11 protein-coding genes are annotated in these 17737 nt (G+C 61.9%); 6 read left to right on the top strand and 5 right to left on the bottom strand.

The window, feature by feature from the left end; all coding sequences use genetic code 11:
* Positions 1-37 precede the first annotated feature (37 nt).
* Together smc and J9870_RS09340 are read right to left on the bottom strand one after the other, a co-directional pair.
* On the bottom strand, positions 38-3526 hold the full coding sequence (smc, locus tag J9870_RS09345; protein ID WP_210643636.1) for a chromosome segregation protein SMC: 3489 nt from the start codon (positions 3524-3526) through the stop codon (positions 38-40).
* Positions 3527-3528: 2 nt separating this feature from the next.
* Entirely contained in the window at positions 3529-4188 is a 660-nt protein-coding gene (locus J9870_RS09340; protein WP_210643635.1) for a GntR family transcriptional regulator, read from the bottom strand.
* A gap of 393 nt (positions 4189-4581) precedes the next feature.
* Here J9870_RS09340 and xdhA point away from each other — a divergent pair, with 393 nt between their 5' ends.
* From xdhA to guaD, 4 genes are all read left to right on the top strand, one after another.
* Entirely contained in the window at positions 4582-6036 is a 1455-nt protein-coding gene (xdhA, locus tag J9870_RS09335) for a xanthine dehydrogenase small subunit (protein WP_210643634.1), read from the top strand.
* Positions 6029-8428 (top strand): xanthine dehydrogenase molybdopterin binding subunit, encoded by a 2400-nt coding sequence (gene xdhB / locus J9870_RS09330; protein ID WP_210643633.1) that lies wholly within the window; start codon positions 6029-6031, stop codon positions 8426-8428. Before xdhA ends, xdhB begins: the two co-directional genes overlap by 8 nt.
* 123 nt (positions 8429-8551) lie before the next feature.
* Complete coding sequence (xdhC, locus tag J9870_RS09325; RefSeq protein ID WP_210643632.1) at positions 8552-9394, top strand: xanthine dehydrogenase accessory protein XdhC; 843 nt, start codon at positions 8552-8554, stop codon at positions 9392-9394.
* Between the two features lie 19 nt (positions 9395-9413).
* Positions 9414-10718 (top strand): guanine deaminase, encoded by a 1305-nt coding sequence (guaD, locus tag J9870_RS09320; RefSeq protein WP_210643631.1) that lies wholly within the window; start codon positions 9414-9416, stop codon positions 10716-10718.
* Between the two features lie 123 nt (positions 10719-10841).
* On the opposite strand, the gene J9870_RS09315 is transcribed toward guaD, so the two are convergent.
* Positions 10842-11606, bottom strand: a complete 765-nt coding sequence (locus tag J9870_RS09315; protein WP_003183531.1) for a GntR family transcriptional regulator — start codon at positions 11604-11606, stop codon at positions 10842-10844.
* Between the two features lie 243 nt (positions 11607-11849).
* Here J9870_RS09315 and J9870_RS09310 point away from each other — a divergent pair, with 243 nt between their 5' ends.
* Positions 11850-13040: a benzoate/H(+) symporter BenE family transporter gene (locus J9870_RS09310; RefSeq protein ID WP_210643630.1), complete on the top strand. Its 1191-nt coding sequence runs from the start codon at positions 11850-11852 to the stop codon at positions 13038-13040.
* Positions 13041-13208: 168 nt separating this feature from the next.
* Here the strand turns inward: J9870_RS09310 and J9870_RS09305 are convergent, their stop codons facing one another.
* On the bottom strand, positions 13209-13553 hold the full coding sequence (locus tag J9870_RS09305; RefSeq protein ID WP_025212695.1) for a YggL family protein: 345 nt from the start codon (positions 13551-13553) through the stop codon (positions 13209-13211).
* A 232-nt stretch (positions 13554-13785) separates the two neighbouring features.
* On the opposite strand from J9870_RS09305, the gene dacB reads away from it, so the two are divergent.
* The gene (dacB, locus tag J9870_RS09300; protein WP_210643629.1) at positions 13786-15252 is read left to right on the top strand and encodes a D-alanyl-D-alanine carboxypeptidase/D-alanyl-D-alanine-endopeptidase; all 1467 of its coding nucleotides are present in this window, start codon (positions 13786-13788) and stop codon (positions 15250-15252) included.
* A 90-nt stretch (positions 15253-15342) separates the two neighbouring features.
* Here the strand turns inward: dacB and J9870_RS09295 are convergent, their stop codons facing one another.
* Positions 15343-17727, bottom strand: coding sequence for a GGDEF domain-containing protein (locus tag J9870_RS09295; RefSeq protein WP_210643628.1), 2385 nt, complete (start codon positions 17725-17727; stop codon positions 15343-15345).
* Between the last annotated feature and the right edge of the window lie 10 nt (positions 17728-17737).

The following is a 17737-nucleotide window of genomic DNA, read 5'->3' as shown; positions in this document are numbered from 1 at the left end:
CTACAGCACTCCCAGTAGATGCCCTACAACCCGTGTGTCAGGCATCTACCATCGCCATGGCTTCCTCCACATCCACCGCCACCAGCCGTGAGCAACCCGGCTCATGCATGGTCACGCCCATCAGTTGATCGGCCATTTCCATGGCGATCTTGTTGTGGGTGATGTAGATGAATTGCACCGTTTCGGACATCTCCTTCACCAGCCGTGCGTAACGACCTACGTTAGCGTCATCCAACGGCGCATCGACTTCGTCGAGCATGCAGAATGGCGCCGGGTTCAATTTGAAGATGGCAAATACCAGGGCCAGCGCGGTCAGCGCCTTTTCGCCACCGGAGAGCAAATGGATGGTGCTGTTCTTCTTGCCAGGAGGACGCGCCATGATTGTCACCCCTGTATCGAGTAAATCTTCGCCCGTCAGTTCCAAGTAGGCGCTGCCGCCACCGAAAACTTTTGGGAAAAGTGCCTGCAAACCGCCGTTGATCTGATCAAAGGTATCCTTGAAACGGTTACGGGTTTCCTTGTCGATCTTGCGAATGACGTTTTCCAGGGTCTCCAGCGCTTCCACCAGATCGTCGTTCTGGGCATCCAGGTAGCGCTTGCGCTCGGACTGCTGCTGGTACTCATCGATGGCCGCCAGGTTGATTGCCCCCAGGCGCTGAATGCGCTGGGCAATCCGCTCCAGTTCCTCCTCGGCTTCCTTCTCGTTTGCCCCGGCCACCAGGGTGGCGAGCACGCCGTCGAGGTCGTAGCCATCTTCGAGCAATTGGTCCTGCAAGGCTTTGCGGCGCACGGTCAGTGCTTGCCACTCCATGCGTTGCTGTTCCATCTGGCCGCGGATCAGCTGGGATTGCTGCTCGGCCTGGCTACGGCGCTTCTCAGCGTCGCGCAGTTCACGGTCGGCGTCCTCCAGGGCAATTTGCGCAGTCTTGAGTTCTTCATCGACACTCATGCGCTTGTCGAGCAACTCTTCGAGCTTGAGGCGCAGCTCTTCCAGTGGCGCTTCACCCTCCTCCAGATTGAGGCTCAACTGCTCGCGTTTTTCAGTCAGGCGTTCGGACTGCATTTCCAGCCGTTCCAGCGCCTGGCGCGTCGAATCGTGTTGAGCCTTGAGCGAGCCAAGGCGCACCGCCAACTGGTGGGCATGGTCCTTGTGCTGTCGCGCTTCCTGGCGCACCCGGTCCAGGCGTTCGCGCAGGCTGTCGCGTTGGGCCAGCAGCAGCTCGCGCTGTTCGGTGTCCAGCGCCATGGCATCGAGGGCTTCCTGCAATTGCAGGCGCGCCTCGCCGATCTGTTCGTGTTCCAGCGCCCGCTGCTCACCCAGCTCGGCGATCTCTTCTTCGAGGCGGGTGCGGCGCAGGGCCAGTTGTTCGACCTTGGCCTTGCCGGCCGACAACTGCGCCTTGAGCTCGCCTTGCTGGCGCGCTTCGTCCTGCAACAGCCGACGCAAGTGTTCACGGCCATTCTCCTGTTGGCGCTGTTGCGCCCGCAGGTTCTGCAATTCGGTTTCCAGGGCTTCGACACTGGCCTCGCGCTCTTCGCGCTCGGCACTCAGGCGCTGGATTTCCTGGCCGCGGGCGAGCATGCCGCTCTCGGCTTCGCTGGCCCGGCGCACCCGCAGGAAATGCCGGCCAACCCAATACCCGTCGCGGCTGATCAGGCTTTCACCGGCGGCCAATTGCCCGCGCAGGGCCAAGGCCTGTTCGAGGCTTTCCACCGGTTTGACCTGCCCCAACCACGGCGACAGGTCGACTTGGGCCTCGACCTTGTCCAGCAAACTGCCGGGAATTCGTACCCCGTCGCCAGCCGGGCTGAGCAAACGCAGATCGCCCTGGGTGAAACCTGACAGGTCGAAACCGGCAAAGTCATCCACCAGCACCGCTTGCAGGTCGGCGCCCAGCACAGTTTCCACCGCCAACTCCCAACCGGCATCGACCTTCAAACCTTCGGCCAGTCGTGGACGTTCGGCCAGGTGCTGGTCGCGCAACCATTCGGCGGTGCCGGTGCCCGGATCCAGCGCGGCTTGCTGCAAGGCCTCCAGCGACGCCAGGCGCCCATTGAGCCGTTGCAATTCGCCCTGGGCCTGCTGTTGGTTCTGCAAGGCCAGTTGCAAGGCCTGGCGCAGTTGTTCAAGCCGCTCGACCTGGGCGTCTTCGCTGGCTTGCAAGTCTTCGAGGGTAGCTTCGCTGGTCGCCAGTTGTTCGCTCAGATCGAGGATCGCCGCGTCTTCCGGATCCGCCGCGAGCAAGGCACGCTCTTCGGCCAGGCGGCGCTGACGGTCGGCCAGGCGCTCCATGCTGGTTTCCAGCTGCTGGATGCGCGACTGCTGGACCTCGGCCTGACGCCTCGGCTCGGCCGAGGTCAGGTTGAAACTGTCCCACTGCTCTTGCCAACCATGCATGGTCAGCTCGGCCTCTTCCAGGGCGGCGGCAGCCTCTTCGGCGGCGGCGCTGGTGATTTCCTGTTCGGGCGTGAGCCGGTCCAGTTCCTCGCCAAGAGTCAGCAGCAAGGTACGGTCGTGGCCCAGGTGCGATTCGGTTTCCAGGCGCGCCCGCTCGGCTTCCTTCAAATCATCCTGCAACTGCCGCAGTCGTTGCTGGCCGTGCTGGATGCTCTGCTCGACCCGAGCGATGTCGCCGCCCACCGAATAGAAGCGCCCTTGCACCAGATTGAAGCGTTCGGACAGGTCGTGGTGACCGTCACGCAGGCGCTCGATGGCGGCATCGGCGTTGCGTTGCTCGGCCACCAGGGCCTCGAAGCTGACCTCCTGGTTGCCGATGATGGCTTCGCGCTGGCCGACCTGCTCATTCAACGCCTGCCAACGCAGGGCCGAGAGCTGGGCCTTGAGCTGCCGCTCTTCGCCTTTGTATTCCTGATACTTCTTGGCAGCCTCGGCCTGACGATGCAGACGTTCCAGCTGGCGCTCGAGTTCTTCGCGCAGGTCGGTCAGGCGCGCGAGGTTTTCGTGGGTACGACGAATACGGTTTTCAGTCTCGCGGCGGCGCTCCTTGTATTTGGAGATGCCGGCGGCCTCTTCGATGAAGTTGCGCAGGTCCTCGGGCTTGGCCTCGATCAGCTTGGAGATCATGCCCTGTTCGATGATCGAGTAGCTGCGCGGGCCCAGGCCGGTGCCGAGGAAAATATCAGTGATATCGCGACGCCGACACTTGGTACCGTTGAGGAAATAACTGTTCTGGCTGTCGCGGGTCACTTTGCGACGAATGGAGATTTCCGCATAGGCCGCGTACTCGCCCACCAGGGTGCCATCGGAGTTGTCGAACACCAGTTCGATGCTGGCTTGGCTCACCGGCTTGCGGCTGGTGGAGCCGTTGAAGATGACGTCGGTCATCGACTCGCCGCGCAGGTTCTTGGCCGAGCTCTCGCCCATCACCCAACGCACGGCATCGATGATGTTCGACTTGCCGCAACCATTGGGCCCGACCACCGCCGCCATGTTACTGGGGAAGTTCACCGTGGTCGGGTCGACGAAGGATTTGAACCCCGCCAGCTTGATGCACTTGAGCCGCACGTTCAGGCCTTCGTCAGGGCAGAGACCACAAGATCGCAACTGCGCTGGGCATAGGCCGTCAGCACGATGCGGATCTGCGGCAAATCACGGGCCAGCACGGCAACGAGCAGGCGCTGGAACAGGTCGAGGAACTCGCTCATCTCGGCCTTACGCTGTTCCAGGGCGAGGAAATAGGCACGGCTCATGGCCGGTTGCAGGTTCTCGACGGTTTCCTGCAGATACGGGTTGTTGGCAAAAGGATACGCAGCGCGCATCACGCTGAAGCTTTCATCGACGAAGGTGCGGATGTCCTGGCGCGCAAAGGCGTCCTTGAGTCGCTGCTGGATGGCCACGAACGGTGCCATGTCGGCCTGATCCTGCCAACCATGGGCCACGGCATTACCCAGCAGGATGTACAGCTCGCTCATCAGCGCACAGAGACTGCGCACATTATGTTCGCTGAGCTCGGTGACGTGTGCACCACGGCGCGGCAGGATGGCGATCAGGTGGCGCCGCTCCAGAATCAACAGGGCCTCGCGCACCGAGCCGCGGCTGACATTGAGCGCCAGCGTGACCTTTTGCTCCTGGATGCGCTCTCCCGGTTTCATTTCGCCGCGAATGATGCGCTCGGCGAGGTAATGGGCGATTTGCTCGGCGAGGCTGTCCGGGGCCTTGAACGTCATGGTTGTCCTTCAAACTCTTCGATCTGCACAAGCGGCGCAGTGTAGCGCACTCGATACGTCATGGCGCAGGGCCTGCACCGGGTTTTGGCACGATATAAGCAATTTTTTCAGCGGTGCGGACCTTGTGCGAGCGGGCTTGCTCGCGAAGAGGCCGGTCCACGCGCGAGAAATTTCCGACAGAAGCGTCGTCTTCGCGAGCAAGCCCACTCCCACGGGGATTTGCGCTTAACTGATAGAGGTAGGAGATCGCCCGAGGACCAATACCCAAACCCCATTGTTCATCGACAAAACGAATTTTCCTGACCCTTAAGTCAGAAAATCGTTGACCGAAAAGTCAGAACTGATAAATTCAGCCCAAGTCGATACAACAATAATGAGTCTGCGAGGCCTTCCGTGATCCAGTTTTTACTCAACCAGGAACTCCGTAGCGAGCACGCCCTGGACCCGAACCTGACCGTGCTCAATTATCTGCGCGAGCATGTCGGCAAACCCGGTACCAAAGAAGGCTGCGCCAGTGGTGACTGTGGTGCGTGCACCGTGGTGGTGGGCGAGTTGCACACGGACGAAACCGGCCACGAGCGCATGCGCTATCGCAGCCTTAATTCGTGCCTGACCTTCGTTTCGGCCCTGCACGGCAAACAACTGATCTGCGTCGAAGACCTCAAGCACCAAGGTCAACTGCATAGCGTCCAGCAGGCGATGGTCGATTGCCACGGTTCGCAATGCGGCTTCTGCACACCCGGCTTTGTCATGTCGTTGTTCGCCCTGCAAAAGAACAGCGAGCAAGCCGACGCCCACAAAGCCCACGAAGCCTTGGCCGGCAACCTGTGCCGCTGCACCGGCTATCGGCCGATCCTGGCCGCCGCCCAGCAGGCCTGTTGCGGCAAGCAGCCGGACCAGTTCGACGCCCGCGAGGCCGAGACCATCGCCCGTCTCAAAGCCATCACCCCGACCCAGACTGGCGAGCTCAACAGCGGCGACAAACGCTGCCTGGTGCCGCTGACCGTGGCCGATCTGGCCGATCTCTATGACGCGTATCCTCAAGCACGGCTGTTGGCCGGCGGTACCGACCTGGCCCTGGAGGTCACACAGTTCCACCGCACCCTGCCGGTGATGATCTACGTGGGCAACGTCGCCGAACTCAAGCGCATCGAGCGCTTCGACGATCGCCTGGAGATCGGCGCCGCCATGGCGCTGTCCGATTGCTACGAGGCCTTGAAAGCCGAGTACCCGGACTTCGGCGAACTGCTGCAGCGTTTCGCCTCGCTGCAGATCCGCAACCAGGGCACCCTGGGCGGCAACATCGGCAACGCCTCGCCAATTGGCGACTCCCCGCCCCTGCTGATCGCCCTCGGTGCGCAGATCGTGTTGTGCAAGGGCCAGACCCGTCGCACCCTGGCGCTGGAAGACTATTTCATCGACTACCGGGTCACCGCCCGCCAGGAAAGCGAATTCATCGAGAAGATCATCGTCCCGCGAGCCAGCGCCGAACAGGCGTTCCGCGCCTACAAGGTGTCCAAGCGCCTGGACGACGATATTTCCGCCGTGTGTGCGGCGTTCAACCTGCGCATCGACAACGGCGTGGTCCGCGACGCCCGCGTGGCCTTCGGCGGCATGGCCGCTACGCCCAAGCGCGCCACGCATTGTGAAGCCGCCTTGATCGGCGCGCAGTGGAACGACAGCACGGTCGAGCGCGCCTGCGCGGCCCTGGCCGAGGACTTCACGCCGCTGTCGGACTTCCGCGCCAGCAAGGAATATCGCCTGCTCAGCGCCCGCAACCTGTTGCGCAAATACTTCATCGAACTGCAAACGCCGCACATCGAGACTCGGGTGACCGCTTATGTCTAACCATCACGCCGTAGAGAAGACTCAAGCCGAACTGGCCGAGCTGTTCGCCCGCGACCTGACCACTGGCGTGGGCCGCAGCGTCAAGCATGACAGCGCCGCCAAGCATGTGTCCGGTGAAGCCCAGTACATTGATGATCGCCTGGAATTCCCTAACCAACTGCACGTTTACGCCCGGCTGTCGGACCGCGCCCACGCCCGGATCCTGCGCATCGACACCGCGCCCTGCTACGCCTTCGAAGGTGTGCGCATCGTCATCACCCATGAGGACGTGCCGGGGCTCAAGGACATCGGCCCGCTGCTTCCCGGCGACCCGCTGCTGGCCATCGATGACGTGCAGTTCGTCGGCCAACCGGTGCTGGCCGTCGCCGCCAAGGACCTGGAAACCGCGCGCAAGGCCGCGATGGCGGCGATTGTCGAATATGAAGACCTGGAACCGGTGCTCGACGTGGTCGAAGCCTTGCGCAAGCGGCATTTCGTGCTCGACAGCCACACCCACCAACGGGGTGATTCGGCCACGGCCCTGGCCAGTGCCGAGCACCGTATCCAAGGCTCGTTGCACATCGGCGGCCAGGAACATTTTTACCTGGAAACCCAGATATCCTCAGTGATGCCCACCGAAGACGGCGGCATGCTCGTCTACTGCTCGACCCAGAACCCCACCGAAGTGCAGAAACTGGTGGCCGAAGTGCTGGGCGTGTCGATGAACAAGGTCGTGGTGGATATGCGCCGCATGGGCGGCGGCTTCGGCGGCAAGGAAACCCAAGCCGCCAGCCCGGCGTGCCTGTGCGCAGTCATCGCCCACCTCACCGGCCAGCCGACCAAGATGCGCCTGCCCCGCGTCGAAGACATGCTGATGACCGGTAAGCGCCACCCGTTCTACATCGAATACGACGTCGGCTTCGACAGCACCGGGCGCCTGCATGGCATCGCCCTGGAACTGGCTGGCAACTGCGGTTGCTCGCCGGACCTCTCGGCCTCGATTGTCGACCGGGCCATGTTCCATGCCGACAACGCCTATTACCTGGGCGATGCGACCATCAACGGCCATCGCTGCAAGACCAACACCGCCTCGAACACCGCCTACCGGGGTTTCGGCGGGCCGCAAGGCATGGTCGCCATCGAAGAGGTGATGGACGCCATCGCCCGGCACCTGGGGCTCGATCCGCTGGCGGTGCGCAAGGCAAACTACTACGGCAAGACCGAGCGCAACGTCACCCACTACTACCAGACCGTCGAGCACAACATGCTCGAGGAAATGACCGCCGAACTTGAGCAAAGCAGCCAGTACGCCGAGCGTCGCGAGGCTATCCGCCGCTACAACGCCAACAGCCCGATCCTGAAAAAAGGCCTGGCGCTGACCCCGGTGAAGTTCGGTATTTCATTCACTGCCAGTTTCCTCAACCAGGCAGGTGCCTTGATCCACATCTACACCGACGGCAGCATCCACCTGAACCATGGCGGCACCGAAATGGGCCAGGGCTTGAACACCAAGGTCGCGCAAGTGGTGGCCGAGGTGTTCCAGGTCGAAATGGACCGGGTGCAGATCACCGCGACCAACACCGACAAGGTGCCGAACACCTCGCCCACTGCAGCCTCAAGTGGCGCCGACCTGAACGGCAAGGCCGCGCAGAATGCCGCGCAAACCATCAAGCAGCGTCTGGTGGAATTCGCCGCGCGGCACTACAAGGTCAGCGAAGAAGACGTGGAGTTTCACAACGGCCATGTGCGGGTGCGCGATCACATCTTGACGTTCGAGGCGCTGGTCCAGCAGGCGTATTTCGCCCAGGTTTCGTTGTCGAGCACCGGTTTCTACAAGACTCCGAAAATCTACTACGACCGCAGCCAGGCCCGGGGCCGGCCGTTCTACTACTACGCCTTCGGCGCGGCGTGTGCCGAGGTGATCGTCGACACCCTCACCGGTGAATACAAGATGCTGCGCACCGACATCCTTCACGATGTCGGCGCCTCGTTGAACCCGGCCATCGACATCGGACAGGTCGAGGGTGGCTTCATCCAGGGCATGGGTTGGCTGACCATGGAAGAGCTGGTGTGGAATGACAAGGGCAAGCTGATGACCAGCGGCCCGGCCAGCTACAAGATCCCCGCCGTGGCCGACATGCCGCTGGACCTGCGGGTCAAACTGGTGGAAAACCGCAAGAACCCCGAAGACACGGTGTTCCATTCCAAGGCCGTGGGCGAGCCGCCGTTCATGCTCGGCATCGCTGCGTGGTGCGCCATCAAGGACGCCGTGGCGAGCCTGGGGGATTACCAGCACCAGCCGAAAATCGATGCGCCGGCGACACCGGAGAGGGTGTTGTGGGGGTGTGAGCAGATGCGGCAGTTGAAGACTGTGACGCCTGCGCAAGCCGAGGCCGAGTTGGCTCCACTTTAGACCGCGGCGCGGCCAATCGCGAGCAAGCTCGCTCCCACAGGGGATTTGTGAACACCGACCCAATGTGGGAGCGAGCTTGCTCGCGATGAGGCCGGAACAGACAACAGAGATGTCGAGGTGAATATGTACAACTGGATCAGCGCCCTCGCCGACCTGCAAGATCGCGGTGAACCCTGCGTGCTGGTGACGATCATCGAAGAGCTTGGCTCCACACCGCGCAACGCCGGTTCGAAGATGGTCATCAGCGCCAGCCAGACATTCGACACCATTGGTGGCGGGCACCTGGAATACAAGGCCATGGAGCTCGCCCGGCAAATGCTCGCCAGCGGCCAGCAAAGCACGCATCTGGAGCGCTTCAGCCTCGGCGCCAGCCTGGGCCAGTGCTGCGGCGGCGTGACCGTCTTGCTGTTCGAACCCATGGGCCAGGTCCAGGCGCAGATCGCCGTGTTCGGCGCCGGCCATGTCGGTCGCGCCTTGGTGCCGCTGCTGGCGAGCCTGCCCTGCAAGGTGCGCTGGATCGACGCGCGGGAAGCCGAGTTTCCCGAACAACTGCCCCACGGTGTGCGCAAGATCGTCAGCGAAGACCCGCTGGATGAGGTCGACGAATTGCCCGCCGGCAGCTACTGCATTGTCATGACCCACAACCACCAGCTCGATCTGGAACTGAGCGCCGCGATCCTCAAGCGCAACGACTTCGCTTACTTCGGCCTGATCGGCTCGAAGACCAAACGGGTCAAGTTCGAACATCGCCTGCGCGACCGCGGCTTCGACAGCAGCACATTGCAACGCATGCGTTGCCCCATGGGTATCGGCGAAGTCAAAGGCAAGTTGCCGGTGGAAATCGCCATCTCCATCGCCGGCGAAATCATCGCCACCTATAACGCTGATTTCGGCCAGCACACCGCCCGCACCGAACCGATTGCCAAGCTGCTGCCAGCCTCGCGCCGCAGCCAGGCGAACCGTTGAACAATCGTTGAGAATTCCCATGCCCCTGACACGCAAAGCCTACCGCGCGGCCCTGCTCCACAGCCTTGCCGACCCCGCCGAAGTTGGCATCGAAGCATCCTATGAGTATTTCGAAGACGGTTTGCTGGTGGTGGAGAACGGCCAGATCAGCGCCATTGGTCACGCCTGCGATTTACTGCCGAGCCTGGCGGCGGACATCGAAATCAATCATTACCCGGATGCGCTGATCACCCCCGGCTTCATCGACACCCACATTCACCTGCCGCAGACCGGCATGGTCGGCGCCTACGGCGAGCAGTTGCTGGACTGGCTCAACACCTACACCTTCCCCTGCGAACGCCAGTTCGCCGACAAGCCCCACGCCGATGCGGTGGCCGACATTTTCGTCAAGGAACTGCTGCGCAACGGCACCACTACGGCGCTGGTGTTCGGCAGCGTGCACCCGCAATCGGTGAATTCGTTTTTCGAAGTGGCCCAGAAGCTCGACCTGCGCATGATCGCCGGCAAAGTGATGATGGACCGCAACGCCCCGGACTACCTGGTCGACACCGCCGAATCCAGTTACACCGAAAGCAAGGCGCTGATCGAGCGCTGGCACGGCAAGGGCCGCCTGCATTACGCCGTGACCCCGCGTTTCGCGCCTACCAGCACGCCGGAACAATTGACCCTGGCCGGTCAACTGCTGGGGGAATATCCAGACCTGTACATGCAGACCCACATCAGTGAAAACCTGCAGGAGGTGCAGTGGGTCAAGGAACTGTTCCCGGAGCGTAAAGGTTATCTGGACGTCTACGACCATTACCAGTTGCTTGGCGAGCGTTCGGTGTTTGCCCACGGCGTGCACCTGTGCGACGACGAATGTGCGCGCCTGGCCGAGACCGGTTCGGCCATCGCGTTCTGCCCGACGTCGAATTTTTTCCTGGGCAGCGGCCTGTTCAACCTGCCGATGGCCGAAAAGCATAAGGTGAACGTGGGATTGGGCACCGATGTGGGTGGCGGCACCAGTTTTTCGCTGCTGCAAACCTTGAACGAGGCCTACAAGGTGATGCAGCTACAGGGGGCGCGGCTGAGCCCATTCAAATCGCTGTACCTGGCGACCCTCGGCGGCGCCCGGGCCTTGCGGCTGGAGGACAAGATCGGGACGTTGCAGCCGGGTACCGACGCGGACTTTCTGGTGCTGGACTACAACGCCACACCACTGCTGGGCTATCGCCTCAAGCAGGCCCGAAATATTGCCGAGAAGTTGTTTGTGTTGATGACGCTGGGGGATGACCGGACGGTGGCGCAGACTTATGCGGCTGGCCGGTTGGTGCATCAGCGCTAAAATTTCAGCATCTGTTGGATCGCTATCGCGAGCAAGCTCGCTCCCACAGTGGATTTGTGTCGTTCACATAACCCCTGTGGGAGCGAGCTTGCTCGCGATTAGCGGTATGACTGACTTAACCCATCAAAGCTTGGCCGTCGACCGCCCAGGCTTCTTGCTCTGCAACAAATGCGAAAACACCGCATGCAAATCATCCGAAGCGCTTTCTTCGTCGAGGTTGAGCTTGCTGTCGATGTGGTCCATGTGATGCATCATCAGGTCCACCGCCAGCGTGGCGTCGCGAGCCTCGATGGCGTCGATCAACTGGGTGTGTTCGTCATAGGAACAGTGGGAACGATTGCCGCTTTCGTATTGAGCGATGATCAGCGAAGTCTGCGACACCAGGCTGCGCTGGAAGCTGATCAGCGGGGCGTTTTTCGCCGCTTCGGCCAGTTTGAGGTGGAACTCGCCCGACAAGCGGATGCCGGCGCCGCGGTCGCCGCGGGAGAAGCTGTCGCGCTCGTCGCTGACCATCTGCCGCAGTTCAGCCAGCTGTTCGGCAGTGGCATGCTGCACCGCCAGTTCGGTGATCGCCCGCTCTACCAGGCGGCGGGCCATGAACACCTGGCGCGCCTCTTCGACACTTGGGCTGGCCACCACGGCACCGCGATTGGGCCGCAGCAACACCACCCCTTCATGGGCCAGGCGTGACAGCGCCCGGCGGATGATGGTGCGGCTGACCCCGAAAATCTCCCCCAGCGCCTCTTCGCTCAACTTCGTACCGGGCGCCAGGCGTTGTTCGAGGATGGCCTCGAAGATATGCGCATAGACAATATCGTCCTGGGTTCCGCTGCGGCCGGCTTTACCTGCGCGCGGTTGTTTCTTGAGGGGCTGCAACTGTTCGTTCATGGGCACTCGAGTCGGGAGAACTGCGGCGAATTGACCGTGACTGTAATACGGCACAGCGGGGCGCTGGCAAGTATCGCGTAAAAAACACCTCGATTGTACACAACCTCTGATGGCAACACGACTGTACGGCTGTTTGCGGGCACGGCTGTATTGCAATCGGTGACTTCGTTGAGTTTAGGCTTAAACCCGCAACCTGTGGCTCCACCAAGCCAGTCAAATCTACAACAAGGACCACCGCCCACCATGACCGAAGTCACGACCACGCCACTTCGCCCACTGGCTGACACTTCTCCCTCGGCCATCGTCGCCGGGTTCATCGCGATGATGACCGGCTACACCAGTTCCCTGGTGCTGATGTTCCAGGCCGGACAGGCAGCGGGGCTGACCAGTGGCCAGATTTCCTCGTGGATCTGGGCGATTTCCATAGGCATGGCGGTGTGTTCCATCGGCCTGTCATTGCGTTATCGCACGCCGATCACCATCGCCTGGTCGACACCCGGGGCGGCGTTGCTGATCACCAGCCTGGGCGGTGTGAGTTATGGCGAGGCCATCGGCGCCTACATCACCTGTGCGCTGCTGGTGACGATCTGCGGCCTGACCGGCAGCTTCGAGCGCCTGGTCAAGCGCATTCCCGCCTCGCTGGCGGCAGCGCTGCTGGCGGGCATCCTGTTCAAGATCGGCAGTGAGATCTTCATCGCCGCCCAACATCGTACCGGCCTGGTGCTGGGGATGTTTTTCACCTACCTGATCGTCAAGCGCCTGTCGCCCCGCTACGCGGTACTGGCGGCACTGTTGATGGGCACCGCGCTGTCCGGCCTGCTGGGGCTGTTGGATTTCAGCAGTTTTGCCCTGGAAGTCGCGACACCGGTCTGGACCACGCCGCACTTTTCCCTGGCGGCCACTATCAGCATCGGCATCCCTCTGTTCGTGGTGGCAATGACCTCACAGAACATGCCCGGCATCGCCGTGCTGCGGGCCGACGGTTACACCGTGCCAGCCTCGCCGTTGATCACCAGCACCGGCATCGCTTCGTTGCTGCTGGCGCCTTTCGGTTCCCATGGCATCAACCTGGCGGCCATCAGCGCCGCCATCTGCACCGGGCCGCATGCCCACGAAGATCGCAGCAAGCGCTATACGGCGGCGGTCTGGTGCGGGATTTTCTACGGGGTCGCCGGGGTGTTCGGCGCGACACTGGCGGCGTTATTCGCCGCGCTGCCCAAGGAACTGGTGCTGTCCATCGCGGCGCTGGCACTGTTCGGCTCGATCATCAATGGCTTGAGCATCGCCATGAGCGAAGCCCGGGAACGGGAGGCGGCGCTGGTCACCTTCATGGTCACGGCATCGGGGCTGACGCTGTTTTCCATCGGTTCGGCGTTCTGGGGGATTGTGGCGGGAGTGTTGACCTTGCTGATCCTGAACTGGCGTAGCGCCTGACAGCCTTCAAGAGCATCGCGAGCAAGCTCGCTCCCACAGGGGATTTGTGTCGTTCACATCACCATTGTGGGAGCGAGCTTGCTCGCGATAGCGGCCTGAAGGACAACACATACCCAACAGACAGGCACAAAAAAACCGGCACCCAAACGGGCTGCCGGTTTTTGAACATCAAGCGACCGGATTGATCGGCTTTTCCGGGTACCAGACGTCCATCAGCGGGCTGACTTCCACGCTGGTCAGCTCAGGACGCGCCTTGAGCCAGGCTTCAACGGCTGCACGCTGCTCTTGGGTGACCGAGCCACGCTTCTGCAGGCAAACCAGACCATAGTCGTCGCCGCCTACATAGCCCAGGCCGTTGGCTTCCATGGCTTCTTTGAGGAAAGCGTCGAGGAAAGCGTCAATAGCCTCATCAGCCAGATCTTCTTTGAAATCCAGGTTCAGTTCGAAACCCAGCTCTTGAAATTCATCCACGCACAGTTTTTTGCGCAGACGCTGGGAACGGTTAGTCGCCATTGGAACAATCCTCATAAGTAATAACGGCCGGCACTTTACCAGTTTGGTGCATCGATTGCCCGACTGATCGGTGAGTCGACCTACCGTCGGTAAAAAAATACCACCCCGAAGGGCTCAAGCACGGCACAAGCCGTTGTACCTTGGGGCATAATGCCGACACTTTCATGACCGTTGAGGACGTTCATTTCCATGTCCTCGTCTTTTCCCCCTCGCCCGTAGGGTTTTATTTCACATGATCAAATCTTTGCGTCCACTGCTTCTGGCCAGCCTTCTTCTTCCTTTGGCGCTGCCTGTCACCACCAGCGCCGCCACCATCAACACCGCCCTGTCGCCCAACGTGCAAAAGGCCCTCAAGGCCAGCAAGCTGCAAGACGATGCCCTGTCCCTGGTGATGGTCCCGCTCAACGGCCCCGGCACCCCGACCCTGCACAACGCCGACGTCTCGGTGAACCCGGCCTCCACCATGAAACTGGTGACCACCTATGCGGCCCTGGAGATGCTCGGCCCCAATCACCAGTGGAAAACCGAGTTCTACACCGACGGTACCCTCAGCGGCGGGATCCTCAACGGCAACCTGTACCTCAAGGGCGGCGGCGATCCCAAGTTGAACATGGAAAAACTCTGGCTGCTGATGCGTGACCTGCGGGCCAACGGCGTGCAACAAGTCACCGGCGACCTGGTGCTGGACCGCAGTTTCTTCATCCAGCCACAACTGCCTGAGTTCAACGACGACGGCAACGACGAAAACAAACCGTTCCTGGTCAAGCCCGACTCGCTGCTGGTCAACCTCAAGGCCCTGCGCTTCGTCGCCCGCAATGACGGCGGTCGGGTCCTGGTGTCGGTGGAGCCGCCGATCGCCAGCATTCGTATCGAGAACCAGGTCAAGGCGGTCAACTCCAAGCAATGCGCCGGCGGCGTGCGCTACAACCCGGTGACCCAGGCAGACGGCAGCGTGACGGTGACCGTGGGCGGTCAGCTCGGTGACGGTTGCAGTTCCCAGACCTACCTGTCGCTGCTCGATCACGCTACCTACACCGCCGGAGCCGTGCGGGCAATCTGGAAAGAGCTCGGTGGCAGCATCCAGGGCAAGGACCGCCTGGCCCCGACCCCGAGCAGCGCCAAGGTATTGGCCCGGGCGTTTTCGCCAGACCTGGCGGAGATCATCCGCGACATCAACAAATACAGTAACAACACCATGGCCCAGCAACTGTTCCTGAGCCTTGGCGCGCAGTTCCGTAACGAAGCCGACGGTGATGACGCCAAGGCGGCGCAGCGGGTGGTGCGCCAGTGGCTGGCCAAGAAAGGCATCACTGCGCCGCACCTGGTGATGGAGAACGGCTCCGGCCTGTCCCGCGCCGAGCGAGTCAGCGCCCGGGAAATGGCGGCGATGCTGCAAGCCGCCTGGAACAGCCCGTATGCGGCGGAGTACATCAGCTCGATGCCAATCGCCGGCACCGACGGCACCATGCGCAAACGCCTCAAGACCACCGCCATGGCCGGTGAAGCCCACATCAAGACCGGCACCCTGAATACCGTCCGCGCCATCGCCGGCTTCAGCCGTGACATCAATGGCAACACCTGGGCGGTGGTGGCGATCCTCAATGATCCAAAACCATGGGGTGCGTCATCGGTGCTGGACCAGGTGCTGCTGGACTTGTACCGCCAGCCAAAACTGCCGCAGACGGCTTCGGTGCTCTAATTCTTTGATTCGCCGCAACTTCAGCGGCACAGAGAACCGTGTGGGAGCGGGCTTGCTCGCTCCCACACTTGACCGCGTATACCCAGCCAGCTATCCCAACTGCACATCGACCCGATCCCGCCCAGTCTGCTTGGCCGCATACACCCCTGAATCGGCCCGCAACAGTAGCGCATCCGCGCCCTCCCCGACCCGCCAGCTGGCAATACCAAAACTGGCAGTGACGATGCCCACGTCATCGATCGGCGCACCACGCAAACCTTCCCACAGCCCAATCGCCAGTGCATGAGCACTGGTACCGTCCGTGTCAGGACACAGCACCACGAACTCTTCCCCGCCCAGCCGACAGAACACGTCGGTACGTCGCAGCCGCTGGGCGATCCGCTGGCAGACCGCCTGCAACACACGGTCACCCACGGCATGGCCGTGCTGATCGTTGATCCGCTTGAAGTGATCGATATCGAGCATGATGACCGCCAGTTCGCCGGAACCCCGTTCGACCCGGGCCATTTCCGAGGTCAGGCGTTCCTGGAAATAGCGCCGGTTGCGAATGCCGGTCAAGGCATCGGTCACGGACAATGCCCGCAACTCTTCTTCCACCCGCTTGAGATCGGAAATATCCGAGATATAGCCGTGCCACAACACACCGCCCCCGGGCAACTCCTCAGGCGTGGCCTCACCACGCACCCAGCGCACACCACGCACCGGGAGTTGCACGCGGTACTCTTCACGCCAAGGGCTCAACGTCGCGGCCGAAGCACGAATTGAAGCGCGGACCCGCGTGCCGTCCAATGGATGAATGCGCGAGAAAATCGCTTCAGCGTTCTGGACCAGTACATCTGGCTCCAACTCGTAGATGTCACGAATGCCATCACTGGCATAAATCACGCTGAAACGACCGTTGAAATCCATCTTGAATTGGTAGATGCCGCCAGGAACATGGGCGCTGAGCTTTTTCAGTAACAGGTCCCGGGCAGCCAGGGCCTCATGGACACGTTTGCGTTCGGTGATATCGATGCAGATCGCCAGGTGGCCGACCCACAGCCCTTGGTCATCCAACATCGGCGTGGCCAGCATATTCACCGTCAGATGGCTGCCATCGCGACGAACCAGTGTCCATTCCCGTGCCTGCTGGCCACCCTGTTCGCCGCCTTCGACCAGCATGGCGTGGCACGTAGGGATCGGTTTGCCATAGCGCGCGCCAAGCTGTGTGGCCCGGGCCTGGAGTTCGCGGGGGACGTGCAGGCCTTCGAGGGTCATGCTCTGCAGGACCTCGCAACTGGCATAGCCAAGCATCTGTTCGGCGCCAGCGTTGAACGTGGTGATGACGCCGCGCAGGTCCGTGGCGATGATCGCGACCTGGGTCGCGGCATCCAGCACGCCACGTAACTGCCCATGGGTTCCGCGCAATTCCTGCTCACGGGCGCGCAGTTCCTGGGTACGCTGATCCACCAGTTTCAAGGCCCGTTGCCGCTGGCTGACCAACACGTAAAGCAGGACGCTGAGTAACAGGCTGAGCAAGCCGCCCAACACCACCAGGCTTACCACCGTGGAATGGTTGCTCGCCAGGAAGGTACCGCTGGGCCGCAATTCCACCCGGAAGTCATGATCGGCCAGGCGTAGCAAGCGGATCGCCGACAAATTACTGTCGACCGGTGGGTCGAGGGACTCGAACAGCACTTCCTCGCCATCATCAGAGGACAGATCCAGGACGCGCATCGAAAGGTTGTCATGATCAGGCTCCGGCAGGCCATCGCCTACCAACTGACGCATGCTGATGGCCGCCACCACGTAACCGAACGGCTCCTTGGCAGACGCCCGACTGACCGGCGCCACCAGCAAAACTCCACGGTTGAAGGCCGGGTCGACGCCCAGCAGGTCCAATGGCTGCGAGACCACCAGTTCGCCACGTTGACGGGCCCGCTCGAGCGCAGCACGGCGTAGTGGGTCAGCAAGCAGATCCAGTCCCAACGGTACCCCGTTGGGGACCTGGCTCTGGAGGTAGAGCACGGGCGCGTACTCGTCCCGTTCAGCGGCCTGTCGCAGGCCACCGGTGGCATCCGGCTCACGGATGGCAAAGTTATCTGCCCCTTCGGCCCGCGCCCGTTGCTCGAACGACGGCCGTTCGTCCCGACGCACCCGTGGCGCCCAGGCCAAGGCACGGGTGCGCCGCAACAGCGCTTCGGCGTAGCCGCGGAATTCACTGAGGGAAACCCCGTCAGAATTGGCGAAGAAAAGCCTCAGGCTATCGAGGCGTTGCTCCTGCCCCTGGAAGCGCTCCTCAATGCGGCTGAAACGCTCCTCGGCCTGCAGCTCGAAGCGTTGGCGCAATTGCTGATTGAACAGATTCATCATCGCCCAGGTCAGCAACCCGGTCAGGAACGTACCGGCCAGCAAGACCAGCGAAGCCACCAGCCAGGCCGACACATCTTCGCTGATAAAGCCCAAGATTCTGGGACGCACCTGATGCAATGCCATAAATACAACT

Origin of the sequence: Pseudomonas sp. Tri1, from assembly GCF_017968885.1 — a bacterium.
Classification (GTDB): Bacteria; Pseudomonadota; Gammaproteobacteria; order Pseudomonadales; family Pseudomonadaceae; genus Aquipseudomonas.
Note: the sequence above shows the minus strand (reverse complement) of the source record. Positions and strands in the feature narration are given on the sequence as shown.